16 protein-coding genes and 2 pseudogenes are annotated in these 18,040 nt (G+C 57.4%); 11 read left to right on the forward strand and 7 right to left on the reverse strand.

The genetic code is table 11. The annotated features are described in order from the left end of the window. Positions 1-58: 58 nt before the first annotated feature. The 5 genes from idi (at position 59) to FBY13_RS20785 (ending at position 4,542) form a co-directional block, all read left to right on the forward strand. Entirely contained in the window at positions 59-592 is a 534-nt protein-coding gene (gene idi, locus FBY13_RS20765) for an isopentenyl-diphosphate Delta-isomerase (protein WP_145395046.1), read from the forward strand. A 209-nt stretch (positions 593-801) separates the two neighbouring features. Next, positions 802-1,704 (forward strand): ABC transporter substrate-binding protein, encoded by a 903-nt coding sequence (locus tag FBY13_RS20770; RefSeq protein WP_255474525.1) that lies wholly within the window; start codon positions 802-804, stop codon positions 1,702-1,704. A 3-nt stretch (positions 1,705-1,707) separates the two neighbouring features. Next, positions 1,708-2,889, forward strand: coding sequence for an ABC transporter permease (locus FBY13_RS20775; RefSeq protein ID WP_145395048.1), 1,182 nt, complete (start codon positions 1,708-1,710; stop codon positions 2,887-2,889). Then, entirely contained in the window at positions 2,876-3,811 is a 936-nt protein-coding gene (locus FBY13_RS20780; RefSeq protein ID WP_109717200.1) for an ABC transporter ATP-binding protein, read from the forward strand. Before FBY13_RS20775 ends, FBY13_RS20780 begins: the two co-directional genes overlap by 14 nt. Next, positions 3,811-4,542 carry an ABC transporter permease gene (locus FBY13_RS20785; RefSeq protein ID WP_096012171.1) on the forward strand — a complete coding sequence of 244 codons (732 nt, stop codon included), beginning with the start codon at positions 3,811-3,813 and terminating at the stop codon, positions 4,540-4,542. The genes FBY13_RS20780 and FBY13_RS20785 overlap by 1 nt, the downstream gene beginning before the upstream one ends. Positions 4,543-4,714: 172 nt before the next feature. Here FBY13_RS20785 and FBY13_RS20790 read toward each other — a convergent pair whose 3' ends face one another. Then, entirely contained in the window at positions 4,715-5,449 is a 735-nt protein-coding gene (locus FBY13_RS20790; RefSeq protein ID WP_063881135.1) for a MerR family transcriptional regulator, read from the reverse strand. 147 nt (positions 5,450-5,596) lie between these two features. On the opposite strand from FBY13_RS20790, the gene FBY13_RS20795 reads away from it, so the two are divergent. The 4 genes from FBY13_RS20795 (at position 5,597) to ybiB (ending at position 10,035) form a co-directional block, all read left to right on the forward strand. After that, positions 5,597-6,160, forward strand: coding sequence for a helix-turn-helix domain-containing protein (locus tag FBY13_RS20795; RefSeq protein WP_145395049.1), 564 nt, complete (start codon positions 5,597-5,599; stop codon positions 6,158-6,160). Next, positions 6,157-6,675 carry a GNAT family N-acetyltransferase gene (locus FBY13_RS20800; protein ID WP_145395050.1) on the forward strand — a complete coding sequence of 173 codons (519 nt, stop codon included), beginning with the start codon at positions 6,157-6,159 and terminating at the stop codon, positions 6,673-6,675. Before FBY13_RS20795 ends, FBY13_RS20800 begins: the two co-directional genes overlap by 4 nt. Positions 6,676-6,876: 201 nt before the next feature. Continuing rightward, positions 6,877-9,039, forward strand: a complete 2,163-nt coding sequence (dinG, locus tag FBY13_RS20805; RefSeq protein ID WP_096012173.1) for an ATP-dependent DNA helicase DinG — start codon at positions 6,877-6,879, stop codon at positions 9,037-9,039. A gap of 27 nt (positions 9,040-9,066) precedes the next feature. Next, positions 9,067-10,035 carry a DNA-binding protein YbiB gene (ybiB, locus tag FBY13_RS20810; RefSeq protein WP_063878868.1) on the forward strand — a complete coding sequence of 323 codons (969 nt, stop codon included), beginning with the start codon at positions 9,067-9,069 and terminating at the stop codon, positions 10,033-10,035. Here the strand turns inward: ybiB and FBY13_RS20815 are convergent. Both FBY13_RS20815 and FBY13_RS20820 read right to left on the reverse strand, forming a co-directional pair. Then, positions 10,032-11,195 carry a M20 aminoacylase family protein gene (locus FBY13_RS20815; RefSeq protein WP_096012175.1) on the reverse strand — a complete coding sequence of 388 codons (1,164 nt, stop codon included), beginning with the start codon at positions 11,193-11,195 and terminating at the stop codon, positions 10,032-10,034. The two genes, ybiB and FBY13_RS20815, sit on opposite strands and share 4 nt — an antisense overlap. Positions 11,196-11,337: 142 nt before the next feature. Beyond that, positions 11,338-11,499: pseudogene (locus FBY13_RS20820) on the reverse strand (substrate-binding domain-containing protein); the annotation flags it as partial. Here FBY13_RS20820 and FBY13_RS20825 point away from each other — a divergent pair. Then, positions 11,470-11,637, forward strand: a pseudogene (locus FBY13_RS20825) (MFS transporter); the annotation flags it as partial. The pseudogenes FBY13_RS20820 and FBY13_RS20825 overlap by 30 nt on opposite strands. A gap of 146 nt (positions 11,638-11,783) precedes the next feature. Here FBY13_RS20825 and hutU read toward each other — a convergent pair. Both hutU and hutH read right to left on the reverse strand, forming a co-directional pair. Beyond that, positions 11,784-13,466, reverse strand: a complete 1,683-nt coding sequence (gene hutU, locus FBY13_RS20830; protein ID WP_145395051.1) for a urocanate hydratase — start codon at positions 13,464-13,466, stop codon at positions 11,784-11,786. 10 nt (positions 13,467-13,476) lie between these two features. After that, positions 13,477-15,033: a histidine ammonia-lyase gene (gene hutH, locus FBY13_RS20835; RefSeq protein WP_145395052.1), complete on the reverse strand. Its 1,557-nt coding sequence runs from the start codon at positions 15,031-15,033 to the stop codon at positions 13,477-13,479. 303 nt (positions 15,034-15,336) lie between these two features. On the opposite strand from hutH, the gene hutC reads away from it, so the two are divergent. Next, positions 15,337-16,092 carry a histidine utilization repressor gene (gene hutC, locus FBY13_RS20840; protein ID WP_063878873.1) on the forward strand — a complete coding sequence of 252 codons (756 nt, stop codon included), beginning with the start codon at positions 15,337-15,339 and terminating at the stop codon, positions 16,090-16,092. Here hutC and FBY13_RS20845 read toward each other — a convergent pair. Then, positions 16,076-16,621, reverse strand: a complete 546-nt coding sequence (locus FBY13_RS20845; protein ID WP_145395053.1) for a HutD family protein — start codon at positions 16,619-16,621, stop codon at positions 16,076-16,078. The genes hutC and FBY13_RS20845 overlap by 17 nt on opposite strands. Beyond that, on the reverse strand, positions 16,618-17,973 hold the full coding sequence (locus FBY13_RS20850) for a formimidoylglutamate deiminase (protein ID WP_145395054.1): 1,356 nt from the start codon (positions 17,971-17,973) through the stop codon (positions 16,618-16,620). Before FBY13_RS20850 ends, FBY13_RS20845 begins: the two co-directional genes overlap by 4 nt. Positions 17,974-18,040: the final 67 nt, after the last annotated feature.

Below are 18,040 nucleotides of genomic sequence, written 5' to 3' on the forward strand. Positions count from 1 at the left end.
CCCCTCAACCCCTCCGATCTTGTGCCAGAATAATGAGGAATAAACTCAAGGAATCCTCATGTCTGCTATTGAAGTTATCCTCGTCGACCATCTTGATCGTCCCACCGGCAAAATGGAAAAGCTGGAAGTGCATGAAAAAGGATTACTGCACCGCGCGGTAACGGTGTACGTTTTTAACGCCCGGCAAGAGCTACTGCTTCAGCGTCGCGCCAGTGATAAATATCACTGCGGCGGATTGTGGAGTAATACCTGCTGTGGACATCCTTATCCTCATGAATCCACCAAAGATGCGGCCGAACGCCGTCTGCGTGAAGAAATGGGGATGACGCTGTCGCTTTCCCCCATCTTTGAGCTGAGCTATAACCTGCCGCTCAGTAACGGGCTGACAGAGCATGAGTACGGTCATGTGTTTTTCGCGGTCAGCGACGAGCTGCCACAGCTTAATCCGCAAGAGGCGGACGCATTTGATTATCGCTCGATGCAGGACATTGCACAGCAAATGCAGCAGCAGCCGCAGCAGTTTACGCCCTGGTTCCTCCATACGTTTCCCCGTATTCCTGCCTATCTCGACCGTTTCAACTTCCCGGCCTAACCTGCGCACCCTGACCAGTGCGGTCAGGGTTTAGTGGCATCGGATTTCAGGACAAAACAGGTCGCGCAATGCGATTGCCAGGCTACGCTTTTATTGCAGCGAATAAAATATTGCAGCGAATAAAAACGGTGGGCGCGCCTGTTACGGTATTCACACGGCCAACCGCAACTCCAGGTGAATGATTTAATAAGGAAAGTAACATGGCAAACATGCGCGGTTTGGTCGGCATCAGCGTTTTACTGCTTAGTCTGGGGATGGCGCACGCTGCCGATCCGGTACGGGTGGGCTCCAAGATTGATACGGAAGGTTCCCTGCTGGGCAATGTCATTCTGCTGGTGCTGGAGAAGCACGGCGTCAAAACCGTCAATAAAATCCAGCTCGGTGCCACTCAGGTGGTGCGGGGGGCAATTACCGCAGGAGAGCTGGATATCTATCCGGAATACACCGGCAACGGCGCCTTCTTTTTTAACGACGAAAAAGACAGTGCCTGGAAAAATGCCCGGGAAGGCTATGAAAAAGTCAAAAAACTGGATGCCGAGAAAAACCATCTGGTGTGGCTGACGCCCGCACCGGCTAACAACACCTGGACCATCGCGGTGCGCAATGATGTAGCCGAGAAAAACCAGCTTAACTCCCTGGACGATCTCAGCGTCTATTTAAAAAAAGGCGGCACCTTTAAGCTGGCGGCTTCAGCGGAATTTATCGAACGCGGCGATGCACTGCCCGCATTCGAAAAAGCCTATGGTTTTACGCTTAAGCAGGATCAGTTGCTGTCGCTGGCGGGAGGCGATACTGCTGTCACTATTGGTGCCGCCGCGCAGCAAACCTCCGGCGTCAACGCCGCCATGGCTTACGGTACCGATGGCCCGGTTGCCGCGCTGGGTCTGAAAACCCTGAGCGATCCTAAAGGCGTTCAGCCCATTTATGCTCCCACACCGGTCGTGCGTGAAGCGGTCCTCAAGGCTTACCCCCAAATGGACGCGTGGCTAAAACCCGTTTTCAGCGCGCTGGATGAAAAAACATTGCAGCAGTTGAACGCCAAAATCGCAGTCGAGGGCCAGGATGCCAACAGCGTGGCGAAAGCGTGGTTAGTTCAGAACAAGCTGCTGTAGCCGATGTTGCTATCGCAGGAAGCGCTAAACCGGTCAAGGCGACAGCCGGTCGCCCTGGTGCTGGTTCTGTTACTGAGCCTGATGCTGAGCTGCCTGCCGTTTGTCAGTTTTGCCGCCAATCGTCTGGTGGCAGGGCAGCCGCTGATGTTCTGGCAAACGGCGCATGGCATGGTGATTCTGCCCCTGCTGGCTTTGCTGTGGTTGCTGGTGTGGGCCAGACCAACGCGTGTCCGTTTTGCGCTGCAGTTAATGAGCGCAGCCCTGCTGCTGGCCGCGATGATCTGGCTCAGCGGCGATCAGGCCAGGATACTGGCCGAACAGGGCAGCCGGTTAGCGCGCACCCGTTTTGCAAGCGGCATGTGGTGCGCCAGTGCCGTCACGTTGTTGCTGATCACGGACACCGCACGGGCGTTAACCCGTCATAAAGTGTGGCAGCTGTTACTGAATCTCCTGGTATGGCTTCTTCCCCTCTGGCTGCTGTTCAGCGGCCAGCTGGCCCATCTTTCCTTACTGAAAGAGTATGCCAATCGCCAGGCGGTGTTTGATGCGGCCTTACTGCGTCATCTGACGCTATTAGCCGCGACCGTGCTGCCTGCTTTGCTGATCGCCTTCCCGCTGGGGAGTGCACTTTACCGCTATCCTGGCTGGCAAAGCAGCGTATTCGGGGTGCTGAATGTGGTTCAGACGGTGCCCTCCGTGGCGCTGTTTGGTTTATTAATCGCCCCGCTGGCGGGGCTGGCAAAACGCTTTCCATGGACAGGCATGTGGGGAATCAGCGGCATTGGCATGGCGCCCGCGCTGATTGCGCTGGTGCTGTATGCGCTGTTGCCGCTGGTACGCAGCGTCATCACCGGACTGCAACAGGTGCCGCCGGAGGTGCGCGAAAGTGCGCGCGGCATGGGGCTGACTGGCAGACAACAGTTTTTCGCGGTAGATGTGCCGCTGGCCCTGCCGGTATGGCTGGCAGGTGTGCGGGTGGTGGTGGTGCAGACGCTGGGCATGGCGGTGGTGGCAGCCCTTATCGGTGCCGGCGGATTCGGCGCGATTATCTTCCAGGGGCTGCTGAGCAACGCGCTGGATTTAGTGCTGCTGGGCGTGATACCGGTTATCGCGATGGCGGTGACGCTGGATGCGTTATTTCGACTGTTGATTTCCCTGCTGGAGAGAAAAGATGATTCAGTTTGATAATGTCACCACGTTTTTTGCCGGTAAAGCCGCGGTGAAAAACCTGTCGCTGACCGTCGAACAGGGCACCTTTAGCGTGCTGTTGGGCACCTCAGGCTCCGGTAAGTCGACCACACTGAAAATGATTAACCGCCTGGTGGAGTATGACCAGGGAGACATCCGTTTTGCGGGCCAGTCGATTCGCCAACTTGATGCGCAGGCATTGCGCCGTCGTATGGGCTATGCCATTCAGTCGATTGGTCTGTTTCCACACTGGACGATTGAAAAGAATATAGCCACCGTGCCCGCTTTGCTGGGCTGGTCAAAAGCACGGCGGCGTGAACGTATTGCCGAGCTGATCGCGCTACTGAATTTAGATCCTGCCTTACTCAGCCGCTATCCGCATCAGCTTTCAGGTGGACAGCAGCAGCGCGTTGGTGTCGCGCGGGCGCTGGCGGCCGATCCGGAGGTGCTACTGATGGATGAGCCTTTTGGCGCACTGGACCCGGTGACGCGCAGTGCGCTGCAACAGGAGATGCTGCGCATTCACCATCTCTCAGGGTGCACTATCGTGCTGGTCACGCATGACATCGATGAGGCCCTGATCCTGGCCGATAACATCGTGCTTATGCACGACGGTGAGATTGTACAGCAGGGCAAACCGATAGAACTGCTGACCCGGCCAGGCAATGACTTTGTGCGTGATTTTCTGGGGCGCAGTGAAATGGGGCTGCGGCGGCTGGCGCTTGGGCAAGTGGGAAGTGCGGTGCGCCGTGGGGAATGGCTGGAGACCGAGCCGGTCACCGCTGAACTGACGCTACGTGAGGCGCTATCGCAATTTATCAGCCGCGGCACGGATAAACTGCCGGTGGTAGATGCGCATCAGCAACCCCTGGGCGTTCTCTACTTTAGCGACCTGCTTCATCACTCAGAGGGCCAGTGATGCGACGGTTAGCCGATCCTCTGCTGTGGCTGGTGCTGCTCTATCTGGGGCTGCTGGCGGCAATGCCTTACAGCGGTCCGCTGTTTGCTGCCTGGTTTCCCGATCTTGCCCGTCCGCTCTATCAGCAGGACAGCTTCTGGCAGCTCACCCTGGCGCACCTGTTTCTTGTGGTGACCGCCAGCCTGATGGCCATTATGCTCGGCGTGGGAAGTGGCGTACTGGTGACTCGCCACGCGGGGCGGGCTTTCCGGCCGCTGCTGGAAACCCTTGCCGCTGCCGGACAGACGATCCCGCCGGTCGCGGTCCTGGCGATTGCCGTGCCCGTCATGGGGTTTGGCGCATGGCCTGCTATTGTGGCATTACTGCTTTATGGGTTACTGCCGATTTTGCAGGGAACCTTAGCGGGGCTTGATGGTGTCCCTGCCAGCAGCCGTGAGATCGCGGTCGGTGTAGGCATGAGCAGTTGGCAGCGTTTGTGGCAGGTGGAACTTGCGCTGGCGGCGCCGGTGATTATTGCGGGGATACGCAACGCCGTCATTATCAACATTGGCACGGCCGCGATTGCCTCCACGGTCGGGGCAAAAAGCCTGGGCTCGCCCATCATCATCGGTTTAAGTGGTTTTAATACGGCCTACGTGATTCAGGGAGCGTTGCTGGTGGCGCTGCTGGCCATCGTTAGTGATCGGCTTTTTGAGCGGCTCCAGCGCCGTTTTAGCGTGAATGAACGATAAGTGAATAGCCAACCAGCATAAGTCCACTGGTGCCGCCGATAGCCATAATGGCGAACAGCGTGGCAAAAAAGGTTTTTTTCCAGTTCATAAATAACCTGAGGGTGATGACGTCGAGGCGGGGATGATAGCGCGCGCAAGGCAGCCGTCATAGTGCCGAGCGTGCGTTTTTGTCTCAGTGTACGTCGTGCAAACGCACAGAGAATCCCTGTTCCTGCCAGTGTGCCAACTGTTCCTGCTGGCGGCGCGTCAGTCTTTTACCCGTAAAAACAAACATATTCAGCCCCGGGAACAGCTCCGGACGGGGAACGTCGAGGGGTTCTGCGAGCACATCAATGCGCCAGCCATGCTGGGATAAACGCCAGCCTTCCAGCCAGATGCGCGTACGATCTTCAATGCCCCAGCCAATAATCAGCGCTTCCTGACCGGCTTTTTTACGATTGCAAGCCAGACAAAACGCCACATAGTCGATCAAAATGCCATCCAGCAGGCTGCACATGGTGCGTGCGGTATTTTGATCAAGACTGAGCTTCTGCCTTATAGGCATAAAAACATGATCGATTAGGGCATCGACCGCATATTCGCGACCAATTAAGGCGATTTTATTGCGTAGCTTAGCCGGCCTTACATGGCGCAGAATGCTGATGAGTTCGTCCTGCATGGCCGTCCAGCCATCATGGGCGTCAACATCTCCACCTTCCAGTAGCGCTTTAACTTTGCCCACTGGTACTCCACTTTCAATCCAGCGCATAATTTCCTGAATACGCTGAACATCTTCTTCATCGAACTGTCGATGACCGCCTTCGGTGCGTTGTGGCTTCAAGAGTCCATAACGTCGTTGCCAGGCGCGTAAGGTAACCGGGTTTATGCCACAGCGCTCGGCGACATCGCCGATACTGTATACGGTCATATTTACCTCTTTCACTGACCTGAGTGAGACCACCATAACGAAGCCTGTTAAGTTGTACAACCAATTTTTAGGTGTACAACTTGACGGCTGCGCTTAAATGTTGTTCTATCTCAATTATGAGATTTTATTTTCATAAGTGAGATAAGAATGTCTTTTGATAATACGGAACAGCGGTTAGCGGCTCGCCTGGCAGAATTGCGTCTCAAACAGGGCTGGTCACTGGATGAACTCTCTACCGCCACAGGTATTAGCCGGCCAACATTATCGCGTATCGAGCGCGGGGAAACCAGCCCAACGGCCGCACTGCTTAACCGGTTGTGTGTTGCCTATAGCCTGACGATGTCGCGCCTGCTGAGCGAAGTCGAAGAGGGCAGCGATCTGCTGATCCCCCCTGAACATCAGCCGGTATGGAACGATGAAGCGACAGGGTTTAGCCGCCGCAACGTCTCACCGCCCGCCCATAATTTTCGCTGTGAACTTATAGAAGGCACGCTGCGGCCCGGCGCGCGCATCGAATATGATGCCCCACCGCTGCAGGGCATGGAGCAACATATCTGGATGCGTCAGGGGCAACTGACCATAACGATGGGTGCCCAGAGCTGGTTACTGGGGCCGGGCGACAGCCTGCGCTTCCATCTGACCGGCGCGTCTGCTTTTCAGGCGCATCTTACCGAAGGCGCTCGCTACTTACTGGTGGTGTGTAAATCATGATGACATATCAGCAACTCAGTGCCGGTGAGGCACTGCAGGTCTTACCCGAACTGGTGCAGGTTTTACAGGCCTGTGTCGCCGACGGGGCCAGCGTGGGTTTTATCGATCCTGACGACACTGCGGTCATGCAGCTTTTCTGGCAGAGACAGCTTGATGGGCTGGAAAAAGGCCAAAGTGAACTGCTGGTCGCCCGCCAGCATGACCGCGTCGTGGCGACCGTTATGCTCAACTACAGCGCCATGCCCAATGGGGACCATCGGGCCGAAGTCAGCAAGCTGCTGGTGCACCCACAGGCGCGACGGCAGGGAATTGCGCGCAGGCTAATGCAGCAGGCCGAACAACGCGCACGCCAGCAGGGGAAAAATTTACTGGTACTGGATACGCGAACGGGCGATGTCGCCAGCGATCTTTATCGTGCCCTGCACTGGCAGGTCGCGGGGTCGATTCCATCCTACGCACAGTCCATTCATGGCGAACTGGACGCGACAACGGTGATGTTCAAGCTGCTGCAATAAAAGCCCGCGCCTGGAACGGGTGCGTCAGCCTCATGCAGTCTGAAGCCCTGGGCAACGCTCACCGGCGGTGTGCATCCAGGCATTTAGCCAACAACATCCGCCGCCGTTTCGGAAGCCAGCACGAAAAAACAGACCTGAAAGCTGACGGCACTGCGATACTGTGTAAAAATACAGGCCATTTAGTAAAGCGGTAATCTTAACATGGCCCTGACAGCAGCATTAAAAAGCCAGATAGCACAGTGGTATAAAGCGCTGCAGCAACAGGTGCCAGACTTTATTCCTCGCCCGGCCCAGCGGCAGATGATCGCGGAGGTCGCGAAATGCCTGTCGGGTGATGACGGCCGCCATCTGGCAGTAGAAGCGCCAACGGGCGTGGGCAAAACCCTTTCGTATCTTATTCCCGGCATCGCCGTCAGCCGCGCAGAAGAGAAGCGGCTGGTGATCAGCACGGCAAACGTGGCGTTGCAGGATCAAATCTTCAGCAAAGATCTGCCGCTACTCAAGAAAATCATTCCGGATTTAACCTTTACTGCGGCCTTTGGGCGCGGGCGCTATGTCTGCCCGCGTAATCTGGCTGCGCTGGTGGCAGACGATAATCAGCAGGCCGACCTGCTTTTCTACCTGGACGATGAGGCGATCAGCAGCACCAAAGAAGAACAGGTCCAGTGCGGACGGCTGCAAAAGTCACTGGACCGCTACCAGTGGGACGGCCTGCGCGATCACAGCGAGGAAAACGTCAGTGACAGCCTGTGGCAACGTCTGTCCACTGACAAAGCCAGCTGTCTTGGCGTGCACTGCCGCTGGTACCGCGAATGCCCGTTCTTCATTGCGCGTCGGGAAATCGAGCAGGTCGATGTGGTGGTCGCTAACCACGCGCTGGTGATGGCGGCCATGGAAAACGAATCGGTGCTGCCCCCGGCCAAAAACCTGATGCTGGTCCTGGATGAAGGGCACCATCTGCCGGAAGTGGCGCGTGATGCGCTGGAGATGAGCGCAGATATCACGCCGGGCTGGACCAGCCTGCAGCTTGATCTGTTTGTGAAGCTGGTGGAGGCGATAATGAGCCAGATGCGGCCCAAATCGCCGCCACCGCTGGCCAACCCCGAACGTCTTAAAGCCCATTGCGATGAACTCCGCGAACTGTTAGCCACCATCGGTGAGGCGTTAAACCCGTTACTCCCGCCGCACAATCAGCCGGGCGAATTTCGCTTTGTCCTGGGCGCATTACCTGACGAGCTGCTGGCGCTGTGCGCGCGGCTGTTCAAGCTGAGCGACGGACTACGCGGGCTGAGTGAAGGGCTGATTAACGCCCTGAGTGAACAAACCGGGAGCGTCGATCTGGTGCGTTTACACCGCAATTTATTACAGCTTAATCGCCACTTTGGCTGGTTTGAGTCCATCAGCAAACTGTGGCGGCTGGCCGCCATGGAAAAAGCCTCTGGTGCGCCAGTTTCAAAATGGATTACCCGGGAACTGCGTGACGGTCAGGCACATCTGTTGTTCCACTGCGCGGGGATTCGCGTCTGCGATCAGCTGGAAAAAATGCTGTGGCGTAAAATCCCCCACGTCGTCGTGACCTCCGCCACGCTGCGCTCATTAAACAGCTTTAGCCGTCTGCAGGAGATGTCCGGGCTAAATGAAAAGGCGGGCGACCGTTTTGTGGCGCTGGAGTCGCCGTTTAGCCATGTCGATCAAGGCAAGCTGGTAATCCCGCAGATGCGCTACGAACCTCTGATGGCAAATGAAGCGGAACATATCGCGGAAATGGCGGCTTTTTTTCGCCAGCAAATGCAGGCTGAAAAGCACAAAGGAGTGCTGGTACTGTTTGCCAGCGGACGCGCCATGCAGCAGTTTGTTGAGGCGCTACCGGAATTCCGTCTGACGATGCTGGTACAGGGCGATCAGCCGCGCAGTCGCCTGATCGCGCTGCACCGTAAACGGGTAGAACAGGGCGATACCAGCATCTTGATCGGCCTGCAGTCGTTTGCAGAAGGGCTGGATTTAAAAGGCGAGCTGCTTAGCCAGGTCCATATTCATAAAATTGCTTTTCCACCCATAGACAGTCCGGTAATTTTAACCGAGGGTGAATGGCTGAAGAGCCTAAAGCGTTATCCGTTTGAGGTGCAAAGTTTACCCAGCGCCTCTTTTACGTTGATTCAGCAGGTAGGACGTTTGATCCGCAGCCATCAGTGTTTCGGTGAGATCGTTATTTACGATCGCCGCCTGTTGAGTAAAGCTTACGGGAGCCGACTGTTAGCGGCGCTGCCGGTGTTTTCGATTGAGCAGCCGGTAACGCCCGAACCCGAGGCCATAAGCACCAAACCCCATACCGGCACGCGTAAACCGCGTGCGAAGCGGCGTTAAGTCGTTGCCACTGACCGGAAATGCGTGATGGAACTGAATAAAATTATCAAAGAAGTGGGGCGGGGTAAGAATCACGCCCGTGATATTGATTTCGACAGTGCTGTGGCACTCTACGGCGCGATGCTGGACGGCGAAGTGCCGGATCTTGAAATGGGCAGCATTTTAATCGCTCTGCGAATCAAGGGCGAAGGCGAAGCGGAAATGCGCGGGTTTTATCAGGCGATGCAGTCGCGGGTGATGCGCCTGCATGCGCCAGCCGGTCGGCCGATGCCCATCGTCATCCCCAGCTATAACGGCGCGCGGCGTCAGGGCAACTTGACGCCATTACTGGCGCTGGTGCTGAACAGGCTCGGTTTTCCCGTGCTGGTTCATGGTGTGAGTGAGGATGCAACGCGTGTCACCAGCGAAGCCGTCTTTGCGGCGCTGGGCATCGCGCCGGTCGCCACGGCTGAGCAGGCCCAGTCAAAACTCGACAACGGTGAGCTGGTCTTTATCACCATCGATAACCTCTGTCCGCCCATGGCAAAACAGCTGTCGTTACGTTGGCGGATGGGCGTACGTAACAGCGCCCATACGCTGGCGAAGCTGGCTACGCCGTTTGCTGAACGCGAGGCACTGCGCCTGTCGAGCGTGTCTCACCCGGAGTATGTACCGCGCGTCGCAACCTTTTTTAGCGCGATTGATGCGCCAGCGATTCTGCTGAACGGGACAGAAGGCGAGGTTTATGCTAATCCGCAGCGCTGCCCGGCCATCAGCTATGTGGGTGGCGACGGGCAGCAGGCCGAAGTCTGGGTGGAGAGACAGCCGGAAGTCGCCGTGTCGTTGCCAACTGACAAATCCGCAGCCGAAACGGCCCGCTGGACGCAAGAGGTGCTGAATCATCAGCGTCCTCTTCCTGAGGCTCTCCGACTGCAAATTGCCTGCTGCCTGCGCGCCAGCGCTCAGTGTGCGTCGCTGGACGCGGGTCTGGAAAGACTGACGGCGGCCGGTTTTTAACCGCGATCCTGCGGCAGTGCGTGTTCCACCAGGTTTTGCCAAAAGCGAATACCAGTGGGAATCAGTGCATCGTTGAAATCGTAGTGGGCATTGTGTAGCGGTGCGGATGGGGTGGCACCATCTGCGCCAAGCCAGAAATAGGCTCCGGGGCAGGCTTCCAGCATGCAGGCAAAATCTTCCGAAGCCATAGAGGGATTCACCTGCCAGCGCGCCTGTTCTTCGCCCAAAGTCCTGACGGCGACGTCATGCACCTGCTGAGCCGGGCCGGCATGATTGGTGGTCACCGGATAGCCAGGCAGCCAGCGAATCGCCCCGCAAACGCCAAAGGGTTTCGGCAGCGTCGTCACAAAATCATCGATAAGCGTATGAACCCGATTGCGTACATCGTCTTGCAAACAACGCACGGTGCCGCGCAGAACAATCTGTTCTGGAATGACGTTAATCGCTTCGCCGCCGTGAATCTGGGTGACGCTCACCACGGCAGAAGACAGGGGCGACAGGCGACGTGACGGAATGGTTTGCAGGGCCAGGATCAGCTCAGCTGCTACCACCATTGGATCGGCACCGCTTTCCGGCATAGCAGCATGGCAACTTTTACCACTCAGGGTAATTTCAAAGGCGTCCAGCGAGGCCATCATCGCACCGGCGTTCACCGCCAGCGAACCCAGCGGTAAGCCCGGCCAGTTGTGCATGGCGTAAACGGCATCCATAGGGAAACGTGTGAACAACCCCTCTTCAACCATCTTGCGGGCACCGCCAAGGTTCTCTTCCGCTGGCTGAAAGATAAAATGAACCGTGCCGCTAAACTGGCGCGTGGCAGCCAGTTGTTTCGCCGCCGCCAGCAAAATGGCGGTGTGACCATCATGCCCGCAGGCATGCATCACGCCGGGTTTACTGGAGCGCCAGGCGGTATCGCCTTTTTCGTTAATTGGCAGTGCGTCCATATCCGCCCGCAGGCCGATAACCGGCCCGGTGCCATTTTCCAGCGTGCCAATCACACCCGTACCCGCAAGACCGCGAAACACCTGTAAGCCCGCCTGCTCAAGTTCATGAGCAACTTTGTCGCTGGTCTGATGTTCCTGATAGCCCAGTTCGGGTTCGCGGTGAAACTGGTGGCGCCAGCGCAGCGCATCATCGAGTAGGGCAGAGGAAAGAGTCATGCAGTATCGCGCTCCATATCATTCAGGAAGCTTCACTTTAGAGGCCGCGCGACAGCGCGTCTATCGCCAGAAGCGATAAAATGGACAATGCGCTAAATCAAAATGGAATAAGTAATAAACAAGCGTGCAGGCGTGGCAGATTTTATGCCGACGCGCGTTTTATTAAATGAAAGCCGATATCAATAATGCTCTCTTCACCCGGGCGCTGCTCGATACGGTCAGCCAGCAGGGTTGCGGCGCGTTGGCCCATAGCCACCCGATCGACGCAAATGGTGGTGATGGCAGGCCGATTGCTGGCGGCAAAAAAGTCTCAGAGAAAATCACGCTGGCCCAGTTCAAAAACGTTTGTGTCAACCGCATGATGATAGGAGGTGATATTGGGCCGTTCTGCGTAACCTCACTTACCGGGTTCTTTCTGACCTGGTTCCCCACCTACCTTTATTGTCGGGCCTGTAGATCGTATTACGCTGAACTCCGCTAAGTCTGAGTAAACCTGTTCATGCGTTTTACTCCGCTGTTCCGGACATGCACGCCCCGGAACAGCGTTTTTTCAGCTTAACGGTATCCAAAAAATACCGGCATTGTGGTTTATTGCATGGGTAAGTTCAGACCATGTTTTGTCGCACAAGTCTGTGCCAGCTCGTAGCCTGCATCGGCATGACGCATCACGCCAGTCGCGGGATCGTTCCACAGTACGCGGCCAAGGCGGGCATCAGCCGCTTCCGTACCGTCGCACACAATGACCACACCGGAGTGCTGTGAGAACCCCATGCCCACGCCACCACCATGATGCAGGCTCACCCAGGTCGCGCCGCCCGCCGTATTGAGTAGAGCGTTGAGCAGCGGCCAGTCTGACACCGCATCCGACCCATCTTTCATGGCTTCGGTTTCACGGTTTGGCGAAGCGACGGAGCCACAGTCCAGGTGATCGCGACCAATCACGATCGGCGCTTTCAGCTCGCCAGTGCGTACCATTTCATTGAACGCCAGCGCGGCAAGATGGCGCTCACCCAGCCCCAGCCAGCAGATGCGAGCCGGTAAGCCCTGAAAGGCGATGCGTTCCTGCGCCATATCCAGCCAGCGATGCAGCGTCTTATGCTCAGGAAAGAGTTCTTTGAGTTTGGCATCCGTTTTGTAGATATCTTCAGGATCGCCAGACAGCGCTACCCAGCGGAACGGCCCTTTGCCTTCGCAAAACAGAGGGCGGATATAGGCAGGCACAAAGCCGGGGAAGTCAAACGCGTTGCTGACGCCTTCATCCAGCGCGACCTGGCGAATGTTATTGCCGTAATCCACAGTAGGAATGCCCATATGACAAAAGTCGAGCATCGCCTGTACATGTACCGCCATGGACGCGCGAGCAGCCTTTTCTACGGCTTTGGGATGGGTTTCCCGCTCCTGCTGCCAGCGTGCAACGTCCCAGCCCAGTGGCAGGTAGCCATTGATGGGATCGTGGGCCGAAGTTTGGTCGGTGACGATATCGGGCTTAGGTCCGCCAGCTTTCGCGCGTTTCACCAGTTCTGGCAGAATCTCTGCGGCGTTGCCCAGCAGGCCAACGGAGATCGCTTTTTTCGCTTGGGTGGCGGCGTCAATCAGGGCCAGCGCCTCATCCAGCGAGGTGGCTTTATGATCGACGTAACGCGTACGTAAACGGAAATCGATACGCGACTCCTGGCACTCTATCGCCAGCACGCAGGCACCCGCCAGCACGCCTGCCAGGGGTTGTGCGCCGCCCATGCCGCCTAAACCGGCGGTCAGGATCCAGCGTCCGCTTAAATCATTGTTGTAATGCTGACGTCCTGCCTCGACAAAGGTCTCATAAGTACCCTGAACAATCCCCTGGGCACCGATGTAAATCCAGGAGCCTGCGGTCATCTGGCCGTACATCATCAGCCCGGCTTTATCCAGCTCATGGAAGTGATCCCAGTTGGCCCAGTGGGGAACCAGATTGGAGTTGGCCAGCAGGACGCGGGGCGCATCGGCATGGGTACGGAATACACCCACGGGTTTGCCCGACTGGATCAACAGGGTTTCGTCCGGCTGCAGCAGCTGGAGCGAGCGTAAAATTTGCTCAAAACATTCCCAGTTGCGCGCGGCTTTACCGATACCGCCGTACACCACCAGGTCTTCCGGGCGTTCTGCCACGTCGGGGTCCAGGTTGTTCTGGATCATGCGGTAAGCCGCTTCAATTAACCAGTTGGCGCAGTGCAGTTCATTTCCATGCGGCGCACGAATCTCGCGTGCCACCGCTTTTGTCAGGGTTTCGCTCATTACGGATTCCTTATTTAACTGAATGTGTGCCCATGCTGGGTAACAATGCGGTGAGTGCCTGCGGCCAGTCGCAGCGGCTTGCCCACTGACGCATCGCCTCGATGTCCGGAGCCAGCAGGCGGTCTTCCTCAAGGAAGGCCACGCGTTCGCGGATGCTGTCGATGGCCTGCTCTATCAGGGCAGAACTTTGCAAGGGACGATGAAACTCAATGCCCTGTGCGGCCGCCATCGCTTCAATGCCCACCACGGCGGCGCTGTTAAAGCACATCTCGCCCAGACGGCGAGCGGCATAGGTCGCCATGGAAACGTGATCTTCCTGGTTGGCCGAGGTCGGTAAGCTGTCTACGCTGCCGGGATGGGCCAGTGATTTGTTTTCGGATGCCAGCGCCGCTGCGGTAACCTGGGCAATCATAAAGCCGGAGTTGACGCCTCCGTCGCGCACCAGGAAAGGCGGCAGCCCGGACAGGCCGGTATCCAGCAGCAGGGCCAGCCGACGTTCAGAAATCGCCCCAACCTCGGCAATGGCTAACGCAATAATGTCAGCCGCAAACGCCACCGGTTCAGCATGGAAGTTGCCGCCGGAGATCACCTCGCCGGTTTCGCTGAAAACCAGCGGATTATCAGAGGCGGCATTGGCTTCAATTTGCAGGACGCGGGCGGCATGTGTGAGATTATCCAGGCAGGCGCCCATCACCTGCGGTACGCAGCGGATAGAGTAGGGGTCCTGTACGCGGCCACAGTGTGTATGTGATCCCAGGATCTCACTTCCTTCAATCAGGTGGGTGACCGCGGCGGCGACGGCAATCTGGCCGTGCTGGCCGCGCGCCTGATGGATACGCGCATCGAAAGGCTTTAACGACCCCTTGATGGCTTCTAACGATAGCGCGCCCGCCATTAAGCCTGCGGCAAACAGGTTCTCGGCTTCAAACAGGCCACGCAGCGCCAGGGCCGTGGAAACCTGAGTGCCGTTGAGCAATGCCAGGCCTTCTTTAGGGCCAAGTACAAAAGGCGTCAGGCCGACGCTGGCCAGGCCCTCTGTGGCGGGGATCAGTTCGCCCTTGATCCGCACCTGACCTTCACCAAGCACCATCAGCGACATATGTGCCAGCGGCGCGAGATCGCCCGAGGCGCCCACCGAGCCCTTTTCCGGAATGCAGGGCATGATGCCGGCATTAAACAGAGCCAACAGGGCGTCGACCAGCTCAATGCGCACGCCGGAATGGCCCCGCGAAAGGCTGATAATTTTACTGGCCACAACCAGCCGCGTCACACTATCGGGCAGTAAATTCCCTAACCCTACGCTGTGAGACAGCACCAGGTTACGTTGCAGGTCTGCAAGACGAGCCGCAGGGATTTGTGTCTGTGCCAGTTTGCCAAAACCGGTATTAATGCCGTAAACCACACTGCCGGAAGCAACGATCGCTTCGACGGTACGGTGCGCCTCGGCAATGGCGCGGCGGGCATCATCGTCAAGGCTGAGGGTGACGTTGCCCTGATAAATTGCGCGTAACGTCGCGAGATCGACGTTACCTGGAACCAGGTGTAATACCTGAGTCGAACCTGACATAACCTGCTCCTGTCTATACAAGGGTTGGGTTGCCACAGGGCATCTTTATTGACCCTGATCAACTGAATAAAGCGAGTGAAACATAACTGTCTATTCTTGTCTATACAAGTTGCAAGCGGCGTGCCAAACCGATCACAAAAATGATCGGGCGTCAGTTCTGGGGAGGGCAAACGATCACCGTTATTCCTGCACCTTTATCAGGCAACAGGTGCACGGATAAAGTGCTGATGGCGCGCCTGAATGTATATACATCCAGCCCTTCAGGCAGTAAACTCTGAGCATTATCAGTGAAAGGAAGACGTTATGGCCGAGCATACGGCAATTGCACAACTGGCGGCCGCCATGAGCGATGAACCGGCGCCCATTTATCAGCGGGTCAAGCAGGCCATCGTCAGCCAGATTCGTGAAGGACACTGGAAAGCCAATCAGCGGGTCCCCTCCGAAAGCGAGCTGGTCAATGAGCTTGGCGTAAGCCGAATGACCATTAATCGTGCTTTACGTGAGCTGACCAGCGAAGGGTTTTTGGTGCGTATGCAGGGCGTGGGGACGTTTGTCGCCGAAATGAAAGGCTATACGGCGATGCTCGAAGTCCACAACATCGCCGATGAAATTGCCCAGCGCGGTCATCAGCACAGTTGCAAAATCCTGACGATGGGCCAGAACAAAGCCGATCCTGAGCAGGCCTCTTTGCTGGGGCTGACCACTGGGCAAACGCTGTTTCATTCGCTCATCGTGCATTACGAAAACGAGTTGCCGGTGCAGTTAGAGGACCGTTTGGTCAATCCACAGCTGGCCCCGGACTATCTGGCCCAGGATTACCATACGCTCACGCCTTATACCTACCTGATGCGGGCTGCGCCGTTAACGGCAGGCGAACACATTGTTGAGGCGGTGATGCCAGATGCGCGTCAACGTAAACACCTGGCGATTGATGAGCATGAACCGTGCCTCCTGATCCGTCGCCAGACCTGGAGCGACAATAAGATTGTGACCTACGCGCGCTTGCTTTATCCAGGCTCGCGGTACAAGCTGCTTGGGCGCTTCAAAGCACACGGGTAAGGCGTACGAACAACAGCCTGGCATCGCTGCTGTCGGGTTGTAACAGGGTGGTGTGATCCACCCACCATGCACCCTGCTGTGCGTCTAACCGCGTGTCACCCGCGATGTGCCATTTTCCGGCTAAAACCCATGCCACGCCGTGCTCGCTCACCACGGCTTCCGTCACCACGTCGGCCTGCGCCCGCCATTCACCCCGCCGCGTCATCACGTTAAAATCCTGACTCGGCTCGTTGCCTTGCAGACTGGCCTCCAGCGCCCATTCACCCGCGAAAGCCCAGGGGACTTCAGGCAGCAAGTGGTGTTCGCATGTCGCGCCGTGAAGCAGGACCGGGCTGCCGTTTAGCAGCGTAATAGTGCGATCCACCCCGTTGAAGGTCGAAAACGGGCCGTCGCAGGCAATGGTCGCGATACTGGCTCGCCAGGCGAAGTCGGCGGCATCAGGGGGAAAGCGGATAATTTCGCGTGTTTCGCCCCCGCCGTTGCGCCAGCGGCTAACGGGTAAACTTTGCAGGGAAAAAACACGTCTCATCGCAGGGCCGCCATTGCCTGAGCGAAACGGGCTGCGCAGGCGTCTTCTGCGGCATGATGCCCGTCGCTAATCACCCGGTTGCCCGCCACATACACGTCGCGAATCTGATCGCGCTGGCCCGCAAACAACCATCGGTTGAGCAGGGCGCGTTCATCCACGCTGCCCAGCCAGGCCGCATCACGTAATACCAGCCAGTCGGCGCGCTGCCCGACGGCCAGGGAACCACTCTTAATCCCGCAGGCCTGAGCGCCGCCCGCCGCCGCCTGCTGCCACAGCAAATCGCCAACCGAGGGCTGGTTTGCCAGCGTAATGCGGTTGCGGCGGCGGTCGCGCAGACGCTGTGCGTATTCAAGCCAGCGCAGCTCCTCCTGGACGCTGAGCGAAACATGGCTGTCAGAGCCAATTCCCCAGCGGCCGCCCTGGGCGATATAGTCCACCGCCGGGAAAATGCCGTCGCCAAGATTGGCTTCGGTGGTCGGGCACAACCCGGCTACCGCACCGCTGTCAGCGAGGCGCGTGACTTCGCTGTCATCAAGATGCGTGGCGTGAATCAGGCACCAGCGTGCATCGACCTCAAAACGATTCATCAGCCAGCTCACCGGACGCTCGCCGCTCCAGGCCAGGCTGTCGTTCACCTCTTTTTCCTGCTCGGCAATGTGAATGTGAACCGGTAGCGAGCGATCGCTGGCGGTTAACACCTCGTGCATTTGCGCCTCGCTCACTGCCCGCAGCGAGTGGAAACAGAGGCCCACGTTGTGCAGCGGCTTGTCTTTCACCCACGTCTGCAGGCGCGACTGCTGTTGCAGGTAGTGGTCGGTCTGCTGAATAAAGCGTTTCTGTCCCGCCACAGGAGGCTGCGCGCCAAAACCGCTGTAGCTGTAAAGCACCGGAAGTAGCGTCTGACCAATCCCTGCGGTATCGGCGGCGGCAATCAGCTGCTGCAGCATGGCATCATCCGCATAGGGCTGGCCGTTAACGTCGTGATGCAGGTAGTGAAACTCTGCGACCTGGCAGTAGCCACCTTTTAACATCTCGATGTACAGCAGGGCGGCAATATCGCCGACCTGTTGTGGCGTCAGGCGCTGCACCATGCGATACATTAGGTCACGCCAGGTCCAGAAACTGTCCTGCGGATCGCCCGCCACTTCCGCCAGCCCGGCCATGGCGCGCTGAAACGCATGGGAGTGCAGATTCGCGATAGCGGGGATCACCTCGCCGTCCAGACGTGTTGCCTGGCTGTCATCACTGTCGGGCGTGATGGCATCAATCAATCCAGCGGGACTGACGCTGATGCGGACCTGTTTATGCCAGCCATCCGTCAGCAGTGCGCGGGGCGCAAAAAAAATTGCCATAGTTGATCCTCAAGGGATGTAGTTGTATATACATATACATACTTTAAAACAGACTGTAAACGGCGAG

The sequence above is a fragment of the Pantoea sp. SJZ147 genome (genome assembly GCF_007828605.1).
In the GTDB taxonomy this organism is placed as follows: Bacteria; Pseudomonadota; Gammaproteobacteria; order Enterobacterales; family Enterobacteriaceae; genus Pantoea; species Pantoea allii.